This is a genomic window from Pseudocitrobacter corydidari, assembly GCF_021172065.1.
GTDB lineage: Bacteria > Pseudomonadota > Gammaproteobacteria > Enterobacterales > Enterobacteriaceae > Pseudocitrobacter > Pseudocitrobacter corydidari.
In genome coordinates this window covers 4,128,565-4,145,169 of record NZ_CP087880.1, presented here as the reverse complement: position 1 = coordinate 4,145,169, position 16,605 = coordinate 4,128,565, and the positions used below count along the sequence as shown (strand labels likewise).

Annotated in this window: 13 protein-coding genes; 7 read left to right on the top strand and 6 right to left on the bottom strand. The window is 55.3% G+C overall.

Annotated elements, in window-relative coordinates:
- Positions 1–183 precede the first annotated feature (183 nt).
- Positions 184–1,680, top strand: coding sequence for an inorganic phosphate transporter PitA (gene pitA / locus G163CM_RS19205; protein ID WP_015962601.1), 1,497 nt, complete (start codon positions 184–186; stop codon positions 1,678–1,680).
- A 61-nt stretch (positions 1,681–1,741) separates the two neighbouring features.
- Here pitA and uspB read toward each other — a convergent pair whose 3' ends face one another.
- The gene (gene uspB, locus G163CM_RS19200) at positions 1,742–2,077 is read right to left on the bottom strand and encodes a universal stress protein UspB (RefSeq protein ID WP_015962600.1); all 336 of its coding nucleotides are present in this window, start codon (positions 2,075–2,077) and stop codon (positions 1,742–1,744) included.
- Positions 2,078–2,502: 425 nt separating this feature from the next.
- Here uspB and uspA point away from each other — a divergent pair, with 425 nt between their 5' ends.
- A complete protein-coding gene (gene uspA / locus G163CM_RS19195; RefSeq protein WP_004106650.1) occupies positions 2,503–2,940 on the top strand; it encodes a universal stress protein UspA in 438 nt (145 codons plus the stop codon).
- 90 nt (positions 2,941–3,030) lie between these two features.
- Here the strand turns inward: uspA and G163CM_RS19190 are convergent, their stop codons facing one another.
- Positions 3,031–3,534 carry an RrF2 family transcriptional regulator gene (locus G163CM_RS19190; RefSeq protein WP_015962599.1) on the bottom strand — a complete coding sequence of 168 codons (504 nt, stop codon included), beginning with the start codon at positions 3,532–3,534 and terminating at the stop codon, positions 3,031–3,033.
- Between the two features lie 219 nt (positions 3,535–3,753).
- Between G163CM_RS19190 and G163CM_RS19185 the strand changes: the two genes are divergently transcribed.
- Entirely contained in the window at positions 3,754–4,956 is a 1,203-nt protein-coding gene (locus G163CM_RS19185) for an NAD(P)/FAD-dependent oxidoreductase (RefSeq protein WP_231825990.1), read from the top strand.
- Between the two features lie 150 nt (positions 4,957–5,106).
- Here the strand turns inward: G163CM_RS19185 and G163CM_RS19180 are convergent, their stop codons facing one another.
- From G163CM_RS19180 to prlC, 3 genes are all read right to left on the bottom strand, one after another.
- Positions 5,107–6,249, bottom strand: coding sequence for an IS481 family transposase (locus tag G163CM_RS19180; protein ID WP_420851200.1), 1,143 nt, complete (start codon positions 6,247–6,249; stop codon positions 5,107–5,109).
- 129 nt (positions 6,250–6,378) lie between these two features.
- Positions 6,379–7,131 carry a 16S rRNA (guanine(1516)-N(2))-methyltransferase RsmJ gene (rsmJ, locus tag G163CM_RS19175; protein WP_015962597.1) on the bottom strand — a complete coding sequence of 251 codons (753 nt, stop codon included), beginning with the start codon at positions 7,129–7,131 and terminating at the stop codon, positions 6,379–6,381.
- A gap of 7 nt (positions 7,132–7,138) precedes the next feature.
- A complete protein-coding gene (gene prlC, locus G163CM_RS19170; RefSeq protein ID WP_015962596.1) occupies positions 7,139–9,181 on the bottom strand; it encodes an oligopeptidase A in 2,043 nt (680 codons plus the stop codon).
- A gap of 277 nt (positions 9,182–9,458) precedes the next feature.
- On the opposite strand from prlC, the gene G163CM_RS19165 reads away from it, so the two are divergent.
- From G163CM_RS19165 to G163CM_RS19150, 4 genes are all read left to right on the top strand, one after another.
- On the top strand, positions 9,459–10,301 hold the full coding sequence (locus G163CM_RS19165) for a 23S rRNA (adenine(2030)-N(6))-methyltransferase RlmJ (protein WP_108476769.1): 843 nt from the start codon (positions 9,459–9,461) through the stop codon (positions 10,299–10,301).
- 101 nt (positions 10,302–10,402) lie between these two features.
- On the top strand, positions 10,403–11,755 hold the full coding sequence (gene gorA, locus G163CM_RS19160; RefSeq protein WP_231825989.1) for a glutathione-disulfide reductase: 1,353 nt from the start codon (positions 10,403–10,405) through the stop codon (positions 11,753–11,755).
- A gap of 73 nt (positions 11,756–11,828) precedes the next feature.
- Positions 11,829–12,659, top strand: coding sequence for an SdiA-regulated domain-containing protein (locus tag G163CM_RS19155; protein ID WP_231825988.1), 831 nt, complete (start codon positions 11,829–11,831; stop codon positions 12,657–12,659).
- A 227-nt stretch (positions 12,660–12,886) separates the two neighbouring features.
- A complete protein-coding gene (locus G163CM_RS19150; protein ID WP_231825987.1) occupies positions 12,887–14,536 on the top strand; it encodes an alpha,alpha-trehalase in 1,650 nt (549 codons plus the stop codon).
- Between the two features lie 227 nt (positions 14,537–14,763).
- Here G163CM_RS19150 and G163CM_RS19145 read toward each other — a convergent pair whose 3' ends face one another.
- Positions 14,764–16,344, bottom strand: a complete 1,581-nt coding sequence (locus G163CM_RS19145; RefSeq protein WP_231825986.1) for an STY4199 family HEPN domain-containing protein — start codon at positions 16,342–16,344, stop codon at positions 14,764–14,766.
- Positions 16,345–16,605: the final 261 nt, after the last annotated feature.

Sequence of the window (16,605 nt, the reverse complement as noted above, 5' to 3'; positions counted from 1 at the left end):
CATGTCCTACCAGTGAAATATAAGACAATCCTGTATATCCATTTGAAAAGTCTTAAAAAATCATTTTCACTGCTTATACAAAGATGGGGAAATATCAAAAAAAGTCTATATTTCACTTTGCCCGCGCTGCCAAAGTCCATGATAATGCCGCGCGTTCATGTCCTCAAAATGGCGTAACGTACTATGTTACATTTGTTCGCAGGTCTGGATTTACATACCGGGCTTTTGTTGGTACTTGCTCTGATTTTTGTTCTGTTCTACGAAGCGATTAACGGCTTCCATGACACGGCAAACGCAGTGGCAACCGTGATTTATACTCGCGCTATGCGATCGCAGCTTGCGGTTGCCATGGCGGCTATCTTTAACTTTTTCGGCGTTCTGCTGGGCGGCCTGAGCGTAGCCTATGCCATCGTGCATATGTTACCGACGGATCTCCTGTTGAATGTCAGTTCGGCGCACGGCCTCGCCATGGTCTTCTCCATGTTGTTGGCTGCGATTATCTGGAACCTCGGCACCTGGTATTTTGGTCTGCCGGCATCCAGTTCCCACACGCTGATTGGCGCGATTATCGGTATTGGTTTAACCAATGCGCTGATGACCGGCACATCGGTAGTGGATGCGCTTAACATCCCGAAAGTGTTAAATATTTTTGCTTCCCTCATTGTGTCACCGATTGTCGGCCTGGTCTTCGCAGGTGGTCTGGTGTTCCTGCTGCGTCGCTACTGGAGCGGTACGAAAAAACGTGCGCGTATCCACCTGACGCCAGCAGAGCGTGAAAAGAAAGACGGTAAGAAAAAGCCGCCATTCTGGACACGTATCGCCCTGATCCTCTCGGCTATCGGCGTCGCGTTCTCTCATGGCGCGAACGACGGTCAGAAAGGCATTGGTCTGATCATGCTGGTACTGATTGGCGTGGCTCCGGCAGGGTTCGTGGTCAACATGAACGCGTCTGGCTACGAAATCACCCGTACCCGCGATGCTATCAATAACGTTGAAGTCTTCTATCAGCAGCACCCTGCGTTGCTGAAAAAAGTGACTGGCGTTGACCAAATCATTCCTGAGCCTGACACCGCTATCACGCCATCCGGCGAGCTGCACTGTCATCCGGCGAACTCCCTCTACGCATTAACCCGCGTGAAGAACATGCTGGCGGATATCGAGACCTACGACAAACTGAGCGTCGAGCAGCGTAGTCAGCTGCGTCGCATCATGCTGTGTATCTCTGATACCACCGACAAAGTCGCTAAGCTGCCGGAAGTGAGCGCTGACGATCAGCGTCTGCTGAAGAAACTGAAAGGCGATATGCTCAATACCATCGAGTACGCGCCAATCTGGATCATCATGGCAGTCGCTCTGGCGTTAGGCTGCGGTACGATGATTGGCTGGCGTCGCGTGGCGACCACCATCGGTGAGAAAATCGGTAAGAAAGGCATGACTTACGCACAGGGTATGGCGGCGCAGATGACCTCTGCGGTATCCATCGGCCTGGCGAGTTATACCGGGATGCCGGTATCCACCACCCACGTTCTCTCCTCCTCCGTGGCAGGTACGATGATCGTGGACGGCGGCGGTCTGCAGCGTAAAACGGTCACCAACATCCTGATGGCCTGGGTCTTCACGCTTCCGGCGTCGATTCTGCTGTCAGGCGGGTTGTACTGGCTGGCACTGAAGATTATCTAATCTTCAGGCAGACAAAAAAGACGGGTCAGGAAACTGGCCCGTCTTTTTTTATGTTGAAAGATTAATGCCAGAGAGCCAGTGCAATCAGGCTTACCACCACTAATCCACACAACGAACTGGTCAAAATGAACTGGCGGCGTACGCGCTCACAGCGGCGAATAAATTCGTCGTCATGATGGTCGCGATAACGCTGACCGTAAATGTACCAAACCAGCCTCACCTGCTTGCTGGGTTGGCCATGTGAGGTAAAAAACCCACCACCATCAACATATTGATAGAGCAAGGGATCGCAACCACGCAGTACCACTAGCAATGCACGCAACGACGAGAAATAGCGTGCCATATTCACCACACAGACGACACACAGGGCCCAAAACAGCGCGATTGTGCTGATCATACCTCCTCCCCGGCGACCCGCCCAAAGGAGACACCTCCCGGGCTACCGCACCCCAATTACTCATAGCTCCAGACAGCTCAGTGAAAAAGGTGAGAATCCGATCACGTTTATTTGCCCGACCGGCTCATTAAATAGTGTAGGAGATTAGTGAAATTTTTTACCACAACCTTAAGCGTTATCAATACGAGTGTTGCGAAAAATTTGTTTAACAAATTGGTGATCGCGTCGCATTGACGCGCAGACCCGGTCGCTATAATGTAGAAATATCTTCTACAATGAGGTCTTTAAGATTATTACAAGGCCTGATTAGCATCCTCGGATGCAGCAGATTTTAGGCAGGGCTAAACCCCCGCGCAATCGACATGCAGGACGCGGGCGACTTAACGCCCATTGGTCATCGACAACTTTATGGAAGGAGTAACACCATGGCTTACAAACACATTCTTATCGCGGTAGACCTTTCACCAGAGAGCAAAGTGCTGGTTGAGAAAGCCGTATCTATGGCACGCCCATACAACGCGAAAGTTTCCCTGATTCATGTTGATGTGAATTACTCCGATCTCTATACCGGCCTTATCGATGTGAATCTGGGCGATATGCAGAAACGCATTTCGGAAGAGACGCACCATGCGCTGTCTGAGCTGTCCACCAATGCGGGTTATCCGATTACCGAAACCCTGAGCGGCAGCGGCGATCTGGGCCAGGTGCTGGTCGACGCCATCAAGAAATACGATATGGACCTGGTGGTTTGCGGTCATCATCAGGACTTCTGGAGCAAGCTGATGTCTTCTGCGCGTCAGCTGATCAACACCGTTCACGTCGATATGTTGATTGTTCCGCTGCGCGACGAAGAAGAGGAGTAATCGCCTCTCGCGCATAATGACAACGCCCGCTTTTGCGGGCGTTTTGTTAAGTACGTAGGCCTGATAAGCGCAGCGCCATCAGGCAATTCACTACGCTTTGCGCGCGGCAATCCAGTCCTGTACCTCGATAACAAATTCATCCGGCGCTTTGCGATACATCTTGCGGGCAAGGTCGAGGATCGTGTGCTGAGCCAGCGCCTCTTCCATTCGCTGCTGTGCCATGTCCATTACCGAGCGCACGCCGCAGATTCCTTCACACGCCCACTCCGGCGGTTTCTCGTCAAACACCGCCAGCCGCTGGCGAATTTCACGGCATTCAAAGATGCGCTTCTCACCGTCGATGGCAACAGCAACGTCTTTCACCGTGATGTGCTCCGCTGGTTTAGCCAGCTGAAAACCGCCGCCCTTCCCTTCGATGCTCCGCACCAGCCCGGCTTTTGACAGACGGGTGAAGATTTTGGCGAGGTAGTCATAAGGCACGCTTTGCAGCTCAGCAATTTCGCGCACGCTCATATCACGGGCGTCGCCCTTACTGTCTACCATGCACATCAGGCTATGGATGCCGTATTCAACCCCGGAACTGTAAAATGCCATGCTTTAATCTCAGCCAATATAACTCTGAGTTATTGTAGCTATTTTGCCCTTTGCGATCCAGATGCTACGGCAACACCTCAGAATCAATAAAAAATAAATAGCGGTTAATCAATGCGATACCACCAAAACCCTTACGGTATTCTTTTTTCACGTTGCCTTTTCAAACTACGACTAATAAAATCCGAGTCAATTAATCAGCGTTAACAGAGTGAATAAGCGATGCGTAAACAAATTCTGATCGTAGGTGCCGGCTTCGCCGGGATGTGGGCGGCCCTTAGCGCGGCGCGTCTGGCGGACAAAAACAACAGCCAGGCGATTGATATTACAGTAATTGCCCCGCAGCCAGAGCTGCGCGTGCGTCCACGTTTTTATGAAAGTCACGTTGAAACGCTGGTATCCCCACTGATGCCGCTGTTCGACGTCACCGGCGTGAAATTCCTGCGCGGTACCGTATCGGATATTCACACCGACTCGCGTAGCGTGAGCTGGAAAGATGCCGATGGCGACATGCATCAGCACTCCTACGACCGTCTGGTTCTGGCGAGCGGCAGCCACGTAAACCGTTCATTTGTCTCAGGCGTTGCAGAGCATGCGTTCGATCTCGATCAGCTGGAGAGCGCGGCCGTTTTAGAAAAACATCTGCAATCCCTGGCCTCTCAGTCTGAAAGCGACGCGCGTAACACCGTCGTCGTGTGCGGCGGCGGGTTTACCGGTATTGAGATGGCGATGGAATTGCCAGGCCGCCTGCGCGACATTCTTGGCTCAAATGCTAAGACCAGAGTAGTCGTAGTTGAACGCGGCCCACAGCCAGGCTCACGTTACAGTGAAGAACTGCGTAATGTGGTGATTGATGCTTCAAACGAGCTGGGCGTCGAATGGATAGTGAATGCCGAAGTCGAATCGGTGGATGCCGCAGGCGCCACGCTAAAAGACGGGCAGCGAATTGCCTCTTCAACCGTTATCTGGACCGTGGGTGTCCAGGCAAGCGACCTGACGGCACAAATTGATGCGCCGCGCGATCGCCAGGGGCGTCTGCATGTGGATGCGAATCTTCAGGTTGTCGGCCATGAAGAGATTTTCGCCACCGGCGACGTGGCGTATGCGGCAACGGATGACAAAGGCAACCACGCGCTAATGACCTGCCAGCATGCGATTCTGCTGGGCAAATTCGCCGGTAATAACGCCGCTGCCAGCCTGCTGGGTGTGGAGCCGTCACCGTATCGCCAGGAGATGTACGTCACCTGTCTGGATCTCGGCGCATGGGGCGCGGTGTATACCGAAGGCTGGGATCAGCAGGTAAAACTGACGCGCGAAGAAGCGAAGAAGTTGAAGGTGTCGATCGTGAGCGAGCTGATTTACCCGCCGAAAGCGGAGAGAACAGCGGCGTTTGAGATGGCGGATCCGTACGCGCCGTTTGTGTAGGGGGAGACCCCCTCACCCCGGCCCCCTCCCACAGGGAGAGGGAGAAAACCGCACAACTTTCACCATTGGCACGATCGGTCCCCTCTCCCTATGGGAGTGTACGGTCCGGGGACATGGTAGACAGGTGTTCGGGGACATGGTGAACACTTTTTAACATCCTTTACCCATAGTGATCGACCTTTTCTTCAGGTCGATCTCCCCCACTTTTGTACTGTACCACCACACTTCATAGCAGCCATCCTCCTGCGTCTCCTTCAGCCCGACCCGCTCTCCCCTGAACGCATTGCCTGCCTTCAGACTGATACCTTTTATGCTCAGCTTCCCGCTGATATCGACCTTCCTCACCATCACCCCTTCATCATATTCCGGTGGCGTAATGCTGTCGCTGTACTGCCTTGCAGACGGCTGATACCGCGAGGCCGGAACGGCCATACCCAGGGCTTCATGGGGCCGTTCAAGGTTATACACCGTACGCCAGTGGTCGAAAGCACGCTGCAGCTCACCGCTGTCTGTGAACCACTTACCCTGCAGTACTTCCGCCTTCAGGCTGCGGTGAAAACGTTCCAGCTTGCCCTGTGTCTGCGGATGGTATGGCCGGGAATGCCCCACCCGGATACCCTGGCGCATCAGCCACAACTCAAGTGCCGTCCAGGTACCGGTGGTGTCGCCCCACGGCGAGCCGTTGTCCATCGTCATCCGGTCTGGCAGCCCGTAGCGTTCAAACACGCTGACCAGCTGCTGCTGCACGGTCTCACGGCGTTCATCGGTGCAGGGTGCCAGACACAGGGAGAAACGGGAGTGGTCATCCAGCAGGGTGAGCGGATGGCAGCGGCCCCCGCCGAAGGGGAAGTGACCCTTAAAATCCATCTGCCAGAGCCGGTTCGGCGCGTCATGTTCGAAGCGCCCTGTGGCCGTAATGCCCGGCGCCGTCCCCGGCAGCAGACCGTGACGGGCCATCAGGTTATGGACGGTGCTGAAGGCGGGCATACGGTGCCCCTGGTCTTCGAGCCAGCGCTTTATCTTGCGGGCGCCCCAGCGCTCATGACGGGCATGGGCGATGCACAGCAGGTCAGTGATATCATCCGGAGAACGGTTGGGAGAGTGATGAGGTACGCGGGGACGGTCCAGAAGACCGGATGCGCCTTCCTCAGCCCAGCGACGAAGCCACTTGTAACCGGTGGCGGGAGAAATGCCGTAGTGACGGCAGAGGGAACGGATGTTCGCCCCGTCTTGTGAGGCGAACAGAACAAACTCGGAACGTAATGACATGGTATCTCTCGCATCCCAGGGCATAAGCGACTCCATAAACGGGTTCTTATGCCTTAGTTGTAAGTGTCTACCATGTCCCCGAACAAGTGTTAACTATGTCCCCGGACCGTACAGGGAGAGGGTTAGGGTGAGGGGCCCCAGGCCACACCGCCCTTACTCCGCCGTCCCCGCATAAATATCAAACCGATGCCCTTTGGTGACCACCGCGTTGGTCGTCGCCACGTCCGCGAGCGGCGGCGCATAGTCGGGCCGCTTCACCACCACGCGTTTCGTCGCCAGCAGTCGTGCAGGCGCCAGCAATCCATCTGCGTCGAGATCAGGCCCCACCAGCGACTGAAACACGCGCATCTCTTTCTTTACCAGCGCGCTTTTCTGCTTATGGGGAAACATCGGGTCAAGGTACACCACCTGCGGGCGCGGGGTGATATCCGCGAGCGTCGTCAGGCTGGAGGCGTGGATCAGTTGCAAGCGTTCCTGCAACCAGCCGCCGATTTCCGCATCGGCATAGCCGCGCGCCAGGCCATCGTCGAGCAGTGCCGCCACTACCGGGTTACGCTCCAGCATCCGCACATGGCAGCCGACCGACGCCAGCACAAACGCATCGCGCCCCAGCCCCGCCGTGGCGTCAACCACGTCCGGCAGATAGCTGCCCTTAATGCCGACGGCTTTTGCCACCGCTTCACCGCGACCACCGCCAAATTTGCGGCGGTGCGCCATCGCTCCACCGACAAAATCCACGAAGATGCCGCCAAGCTTTGGCTCATCACGTTTGCGCAGTTCAAGATGCTCCGGCGTTAACACCAGCGCCATCAGGTTGTCTTCATCGTGCTCCAGCCCCCAGCGGGCGGCAAGAACAGATAAGGCGCCGTCTCCGGCGCCCGTTTCATCAAGTAAACAGATTTTCACTGACCGATTAGCCTTTGATCCCGTAATGCTCCAGCATCGCATCAAGCTGCGGTTCACGGCCACGGAAGCGTTTGAACAGCGCCATTGGCTCCTCAGAACCGCCGCGCGTCAGGATGTTATCGAGGAACGACTGCCCGGTATCGCGGTTGAAAATGCCCTCTTCTTCGAAGCGGGAGAACGCATCCGCCGCCAGCACATCGGCCCACAGATAGCTGTAGTAACCCGCCGCATAGCCACCGGCAAAGATGTGGCTGAAGGCGTGCGGGAAGCGGCCCCATGACGGCCCCGGCACCACGGCAACCTGTTTCTTAATTTCTGCCAGGGTTTCGAGGATTTTCGCGCCCTGCTCTGGGTTAAATTCCGCGTGCAGGCGGAAATCGAACAGGCCGAACTCCAGTTGACGCAGGATAAACAGCGCCGCCTGGTAGTTCTTCGCCGCCAGCATTTTATCGAGCAGTTCTTTCGGCAGCGGTTCGCCGGTTTCGTAGTGGCCGGAGATAAACGCCAGCGCGTCCGGCTCCCAGCACCAGTTTTCCATAAACTGGCTCGGCAGTTCGACCGCATCCCACGGCACGCCGTTGATCCCGGAAACGCCCGCGGTTTCGATGCGGGTCAGCATGTGGTGCAGGCCGTGACCGAATTCGTGGAACAGGGTGATCACTTCATCATGCGTAAACAGCGCCGGTTTGCCGTTAACCGGACGGTTGAAGTTACAGGTCAGGTAGGCGACCGGTTTTTGCAGCGAGCCATCGAGCTTGCGCATCTGGCCGACGCAGTCGTCCATCCACGCCCCGCCGCGTTTGTGTTCACGCGCGTACAGGTCGAGGTAGAAGCTACCGCGCAGTTCATTGTTTTCGTCATACAGCTCGAAGAAGCGCACTTCCGGGCTCCAGACGTCAACATCTTTGCGCTCTTTGGCGGTGATGCCGTAAATGCGTTTCACCACTTCGAACAGGCCGTTAACGGCTTTGTTTTCCGGGAAGTACGGGCGCAGCTGTTCGTCGCTGATGCTGTAGAGGTGCTGTTTCTGTTTTTCGCTGTAGTAGGCGATATCCCACGGTTGCAGCTCATCGACGCCAAATTCCGCTTTCGCGAAGGCACGCAGTTGCGCCAGCTCTTTTTCACCCTGCGGGCGCGCGCGTTTGGCGAGGTCGGTTAAGAATTCCAGCACCTGCTGCGGGTTTTCCGCCATTTTGGTGGCGAGTGATTTAAAGGCGTAGCTTTCGAAGCCCAGCAGTTGCGCCAGTTCGTGACGCAGGGCGAGGATTTCCGCCATCACCGGGCTGTTATCCCATTTACCGGCATTCGGGCCCTGATCGGAGGCACGGGTGCTGTAGGCGCGATACATCTCTTCACGTAGGGCCTGGTTGTCGCAATAGGTCATTACTGGCAGATAGCTTGGGATATCCAGCGTCAGCAGGTAGCCGTCCAGCTCTTTGGCTTCGGCCTGCGCTTTGGCGGCGGCCAGCGCGCTTTCCGGCATGCCGGAGAGTTCCGCTTCGTCGCTTACCTGTTTCGTCCAGCCCATGGTGGCATCGAGTACGTTGTTGCTATAGATGTTGCCGAGTTCAGACAGGCGCGTCGCAATTTCACCGTAGCGCTGCTGTTTCTCTTTCGGCAGTCCGATACCGGACAATTCGAAATCACGCAGCGCGTTATCGACCGCTTTTTTCTGTGCGGTTGAGAGCGTGGCGTAATTATCGCCGTCGCGCAGGTCGCGGTACGCTTTATACAGCCCTTCATGCTGACCAACCCAGGTGCTGTATTCCGACAGCAGCGGCAGGGTTTGCTCGTAAGCTTCACGCAGTTCCGGGCTATTTTTCACCGAGTTCAGGTGGCTGACCGGCGAGAAAATACGCCCCAGTACATCGTCCACTTCAGCCAGCGGCTGGCATAGATTTTCCCAGGAATACGGTGCGCCCTGCGCTACCACGCGTTCCACATTTTCACGGCAGTCGTTCAGCGCTTTGGTGACGGCGGGAACAACATGCTCAGGCTTGATGGCGGAAAACGGCGGCAGTTCGAAGGGAGTCAGTAATGGATTCGTCATATGCACAGTCCTGGTTAAAAAGGGGGAAACAAACGCGTATGCGCGTTGTTGTCGGGTGGCGGCTGCGCCTTACCCGACCTACGCCTGTAGATCGGATAAGACGCATTAGCGTCGCCATCCGCCATGTAATGTATGTAGCATGGGGTTAAGTGTAGTGAATTTCAATGATAAGCGTTGCGCTTTCGCGGCGGCGGCGACTTTTCGGTATACTGTTCGGATAGACTTTTTTGTTGCCCGGTAACGGGCCCATGTTTTACTTAGCGGAACCCCTTTACCCATGCTCAGTTATCGCCACAGCTTTCACGCTGGCAACCACGCCGACGTCCTTAAACACACCGTTCAGAGCCTGATCATCGAATCACTGAAAGAGAAAGAGAAACCGTTTCTCTATCTGGACACCCATGCGGGCGCGGGCCGTTACCAGTTAAGCAGCGAGCATGCCGAACGTACCGGTGAATATCTGGAAGGTATTGCCCGCATCTGGCAACAGGACGATCTGCCTGCCGAACTGGAGCCATACATCAGCGTGGTACAGCACTTCAACCGCAGCGGCCAGTTGCGCTACTACCCAGGTTCTCCGCTGATTGCCCGCCAGCTGCTGCGTGAACAAGACAGCCTGATGATGACCGAACTGCACCCAAGCGATTTCCCACTATTGCGTTCCGAGTTCCAGAAAGACGATCGTGCGCGCGTGGAAAAAGCCGACGGTTATCAGCAACTCAAATCCAAACTGCCGCCGGTTTCTCGTCGTGGCCTGATCCTCATCGACCCGCCGTACGAAATCAAAACCGATTACCAGGCGGTGGTGACGGGCATTCACGAAGGCTATAAGCGCTTTGCGACAGGCACCTATGCGTTGTGGTACCCGGTCGTCCTGCGTGCGCAAATCAAACGCATGATCAAAGACCTGGAAGCCACCGGCATCCGTAAAATCCTGCAAATCGAGCTGGCGGTACGCCCGGACAGCGATCAGCGCGGCATGACCGCGTCCGGCATGATTGTTATCAACCCGCCGTGGAAGCTGGAACAGCAGATGAACGCCGTTCTGCCATGGCTGCACAGCAAGCTGGTGCCAAATGGTATCGGCCACACCACGGTAAGCTGGATCGTGCCTGAGTAATTGCAGACATAGCCAGAACCTATCAGTTTCAGGTATACAATCGCGGATCTTTGGCGCTGGGCGTAGAGCCCTCGCCTGACAATGAACAGGAAGGAGCGGTCATGACCAAACATTACGACTATATCGCTATTGGCGGCGGCAGCGGCGGCATCGCCTCGATTAACCGTGCGGCGATGTACGGCCAGAAGTGCGCGCTGATTGAAGCCAAAGAGCTGGGCGGCACCTGCGTTAACGTCGGTTGCGTGCCGAAAAAAGTGATGTGGCATGCCGCGCAAATCCGCGAAGCCATCCACATGTATGGCCCGGACTACGGTTTTGACACCACCATCAACGACTTCGACTGGAACAAGCTGATTGCCAGCCGCACAGCCTACATTGACCGTATTCATACCTCGTATGACAACGGCCTGGCGAAAAACAAAGTCGACGTAATTAAAGGCTTTGCCCGCTTTGTTGATGCGAAAACTGTGGAAGTGAACGGGGAAACGATCACTGCCGATCATATCCTGATCGCCACCGGCGGTCGCCCAAGTCACCCGGATATTCCGGGCGTGGAGTACGGTATTGACTCCGACGGTTTCTTCGCGCTGCCGGCATTGCCGAAACGCGTTGCGGTGGTCGGCGCGGGCTACATTGCCGTTGAACTGGCTGGCGTGATTAATGGCCTGGGCGCGGAAACGCACCTGTTTGTGCGTAAACACGCGCCGCTGCGCACCTTCGACCCGCTGATTACCGAGACGCTGGTTGAAGTCATGAACGCGGAAGGCCCAACGCTGCATACCCAGGCTATTCCTAAAGCGGTCGTGAAAAACACCGACGGCAGCCTGACCGTTGAACTGGAAGATGGCCGCAGCCAGACGGTAGATTGCCTGATTTGGGCGATTGGCCGTGAACCGGCGACAGACAACTTCAATCTGGCCGCAACGGGCGTGAAAACTAACGATAAAGGCTACATCGTCGTCGATAAATTCCAGAACACCAACGTTCCGGGAATTTATGCGGTGGGCGATAACACCGGTGCCGTTGAACTGACGCCGGTTGCGGTGGCCGCAGGTCGTCGTCTCTCAGAGCGTCTGTTTAACAACAAGCCGGATGAGCATCTGGATTACAGCAACATTCCGACCGTGGTCTTCAGCCACCCGCCCATCGGCACCGTCGGTTTAACCGAACCGCAGGCACGTGAGCAGTATGGCGACGACGCCGTGAAGGTCTATAAATCCTCCTTCACCGCCATGTATACCGCTGTTACCACGCATCGCCAGCCGTGCCGTATGAAGCTAGTTTGCGTTGGCCCGGAAGAGAAAATTGTCGGTATTCACGGCATCGGTTTTGGTATGGATGAAATGCTGCAAGGCTTCGCCGTGGCGCTGAAAATGGGCGCAACCAAAAAAGATTTCGATAATACCGTGGCAATTCACCCGACAGCGGCGGAAGAGTTTGTTACTATGCGTTAATATATGACGCGCAATCCCCTATATGGAGACATATAGGGGATATCTGACTCTCCCGTTAATTCTCTGTGGGTTTATGAAGAATAAAAAATCTAAAATATTTGCAGGCTTTATTATTATTTTTGTTTGTATTTTCTCTTTCTATTACTACATCACAAATTACCCACAAATAGATAACTACCACGTCACGATCGACGCTAAACAGATTTCGGGTTTAGAGGGCGGATTATCCGGTCTGACCTGGAATAAAGACACGCAGACGCTGTTCGCTGTCACCGATGCGCCCTCGTTAATTCTGGAACTTAGCACGGATGGAAAGGTGCTGCGCCGTATCAAAACGGATAAACCCGCTGACCTTGAGGCGATTGAATATATCGGCAATCAACGCTTCTACCTTTCCAAAGAAAAGAGCGGCACGCTGGCTATCGTTACCATTAATAACGATACGCAAAAAGTGGATATCAGCCATGCCGAAACTTATCGTCCGGCAGTTCAGGCGGAAAAGCAAAACAGCGGCGTGGAAGGATTAGCCTGGAAACCTGAACTGTCTCGCATGGTGACAGCCCAGGAGAAAAAACCCGTCCGGATTTTTAATATCCTCGATAACGAAGGGGTATTCAAAACGGACAAAAGCCCGCTCAATGAATTAATGCTCTCCTGGTATGTGCGCGATATCTCCGGAATGGATTTTGATGGCTCGACGTCTAACCTCTATATTCTCTCCGACATTTCGCAAAAAGTCGTGCTGGTCGACCGCGAACATAACCTGAAATTTATGTCGCTGACGGCGGGTCATTACGGTCTTTCCCGTGATATTCCACAGCCGGAAGGTATCGCCACCGACGGCACGGGTAGTCTTTACATCGTCAGCGAACCGAATCTGTTTTATAAATTCAGCCCGCGTTAAAACCCGTTACAATCGATTGTTCTGAAAATCCCGGCGACGGTGAAAACCGGGATTTCAATTTTTTATTATTTTTCAAAAACCTGAAAAAATTTCTTCTTGTCACCCCGCCAGGAAGTGTGATCTTCCGCACGCTTTGCTCACCCGTAACCGAAGCGAATGTCTACGCTTTATAAGTGGCCGGATAAAACCGGGATGTAAAACGACGCTCACCGGAGGTGACCTGCGCTATGTTCAACCAGAAAATACGTAACGAAGAGTCCGAGGCCTTAGCCATTGATGTCGAGCTGTGCTACGAAGCGGATCCGTACGAATTAAAACTGGATGAAATGCTCGATGCCGAACCGGAGCCGGAAGTCATCGAGGGGCTGCCCGCCTCCGATGCCTTAACGCCAGCCGATCGTTATCTGGAACTGTTTGAAAACGTTCAGCGCGCACGCATTTTTAGCGATAGCAAAACGTTTCCTGACTGCGCGCCGAAAAAAGATCCGCTGGATATTCTTATCCACTATCGTCGCATCAAGCGCAAACCGGGTTTTGACCTGCGCCGCTTTGTGGAAGAGAACTTCTGGCCGCCGGAACTGCGCGACAGCGAGTACGTTTCGGACCCGGATAAATCCCTGAAGGAGCACATCGACACGCTCTGGCCGGTATTGACTCGCGAGCCGCAGGATCATATTCCCGGTTCGTCGCTATTGGCGCTGCCGCAGTCCTATATCGTGCCCGGCGGGCGCTTTAGTGAGACCTACTACTGGGACTCCTACTTCACCATGCTTGGCCTGGCGGAGAGCGGTCGGGAAGACCTGCTGAAATGCATGGCCGATAACTTTGCGTGGATGATTGAGCGCTACGGGCATATTCCTAACGGCAACCGCACCTATTATCTCAGCCGCTCGCAGCCGCCGGTGTTTGCTCTGATGGTGGAGCTGTTTGAAGAGGATGGCGTGCGCGGCGCGAAACGTTATCTCGACCATCTGAAGATGGAGTACAGCTTCTGGATGGATGGCGCGGATTCGCTCATTCCCAATCAGGCCTATCGCCACGTGGTGCGCATGCCGGACGGTTCATTGCTCAACCGTTACTGGGACGATCGCGACACGCCGCGTGATGAGTCATGGATTGAGGATGTCGAAACGGCGCAGCACTCAGGTCGTCCGCCCAATGAGGTGTATCGCGACCTGCGCGCCGGGGCGGCATCCGGTTGGGACTATTCCTCACGCTGGCTGCGCGATACGTCGCGACTGGCGAGCATACGTACCACCCAGTTTATTCCCATCGATTTGAACGCTTTTCTGTTCAAACTGGAAAACACCATCGCTAATCTTTCCGGTTTGAAGGGCGATAAAGAGACGCAGGCGCTGTTTAAGCAGAAAGCCAGCGCACGCCGTGCAGCGGTGACGCGTTATCTGTGGGATGAAGAAAATGGTCTGTTCCGCGATTACGACTGGCGTCGCGAGCAACAGGCGCTGTTCTCCGCCGCCAGCGTCGTGCCATTGTATGTCGGCATGGCGACGCATGAACAGGCAGACCGGCTGGCGCTTGCCGTCCGCGCCCGGTTGCTCACGCCACGCGGCATTCTGGCGACAGAGTATGAAAGCGGCGAGCAGTGGGATTACCCGAACGGCTGGGCCCCGCTACAGTGGATGGCGATTCAGGGATTCAAGCTCTACGGCCACGACGTGCTGGGCAACGAAATCGCCCACAACTGGCTGGAGACGGTGAATCATTTCTATCGCGACCACCATAAGCTGATTGAGAAGTATCACATCGCCGAAGGCACGCCGCGCGAAGGGGGCGGCGGGGAGTATCCGTTACAGGATGGTTTCGGCTGGACCAACGGCGTGGTACGCCGTTTGATTGGTTTGTACGGCGAGCCTTAACAGAAGCCGGGGGCGCTGCGCTTGCCCGGCCTACAATGGCACAAAACCGTAGGCCTGATAAGCGAAGCGCCATCAGGCACATCCACCGCACATGCCGGGGGCGCTGCGCTTGCCCGGCCTACAATTGCTCATAACCCGTAGGCCTGATAAGCGAAGCGCCATCAGGCACATTCACCGCACCTGCCGGGGGCGCTACACTTGCCCGGCCTACAATGGCTCAAAACCGGCTATTTAATCACGGCGTAAATCTCGCGCTGTACGTCCAGCCATCGCTTATTGTATGTCGTCGGCTCAGCCTTCACGCGTCGGCGGGCGTTATCCACTTCCCGTCGTTGACGTTCCACCACGGCGGGGCGGGTGCAAAACGCCTGCAAAAGATCTCTTCTTGACGATGTGAGCGCTTCACCGCCCGCCAGTGCGTGGCTCAGGGCGGTGATAAAGCGCCGACAGGGTTTTGGTTCATCCATTTGCAGGCGATAACGCAGCAGCAAAGCAATCACCTCATCGTGCTGCGCCGACAGTGCCTGCTCCGTCCAGGCGAGCTGCCACTCCATTCCGCCGCGCATGAAAAGCTGCACCACCTCAACGTCGTTACGATCGATAGCCGAACGCAATCCATTGATATCCCAATTAATACCGCGATTCGCCAGCTGTTCTCGCGGTGACGCGCGCGACGGCGCTTCGATTCCCGCCGCAGGCGTTGTCGATGCGCTGGCCGTTGGCGCTTCAGGTGGCGTATTGAACATCCAGAATCCACCAACAACCATCGCCAGTACCATCAGGCCCACGGCGGCCCACAGCCCCGAGGAGATTAATTTATCCCGCGCTTCCACCGTGCGCGCTGATTTTTTACGAGTACGTTCAATAGAGTCATGGACAGGCTGATCATCCGCACCGTTAAGCCGGGCAAAATCGCGTTGCTCATCCCAGAAATGCTGCACCACGTTACCGTCTGTCGCCATCAGACTGGCCGGATTCACCAACGTCCTGCCCTGCTCAAACGCGCGCTGAATCGGCGTGGCAATCTGCCGGGCATAGATATCCAGCAGCAGAAAAGCGGTGGAAGACACGGTCCGCTGGCTGACCACCGCCTTGCGCATCAGGCGGATATCATCCAGAAAAGCATGCAGCGTCAGACGAGGATCCGTATGGAAGGTCAGCAGGGTCGGGCTGTGGAAAAGCGAAGCGTAGTGGCGCGAAAACTCTTTTTTATCCACCACCAGTAGCGCCAGCTCGCTGAACTGCATGCCGCTGAGAATATCGCCCTCTTTGCTGCGCGAGAGCCAGCCCCGCACGCAGTCCGCGCCAAACTGGAGTTTGAGGTGATTGTGCAAACGGGTGGTATCGGGCCAGGCCTGACGAATAAGAGCGATCAGCATCAGCTGGATCATACGCAGCTGCCGCAGCGCCAGGGCTTCCAGCTGCTCGGCATCCGCATCAGAGTCGCTCTCAAAGACCAGCAACGGCTGACGGCGACGCATCAGCTCAAGCGCGGCCACCATTCGCGCCGCAGCAATCAGCTGATCCTCGGTGATGGGTTGCCCGCGCTCATAGTGCGGTACCAGTTTCTGTAAATGGCGAAGTTGCAGGGTGAACTCGCTCAGCTCGGCATCATTGAGGTTCAGCTTTTTCGCCACGCTCGCCCAGCCGCCAAGATTCAGCCGGGCCTGATCCAGTTGCTCCAGAAACCAACGAGGATCCTTACCTTCTCCGACACGCATGTCGAGCAGATTAAGGATCTCCACAGACGCCTGGCGGATCACACCAAGGCAATGTTCAAATAATTGATGCGATGGAGTAGGCATCATTCACGTCCTTAACCCACAGAAGGAAAGTAACCTGAAGATTAGTAAGGTTTATTTTTGTTTTTTGGCCGATACAACATATACGAAACCCTAAAAATTAAAAGGCCGCCGCGCCAGCACGACCGTAAAACTCGATCGTTCTCACGACTTTCCCGCAAACGGTTGGCCTGTACTTTTATTGTTGCAGCGAAATTAACGAACGGCGGAATATATTCTCGCCACACACCGGATTTACCCAGGCCATCTGGCGAATAGCCGTGCGCA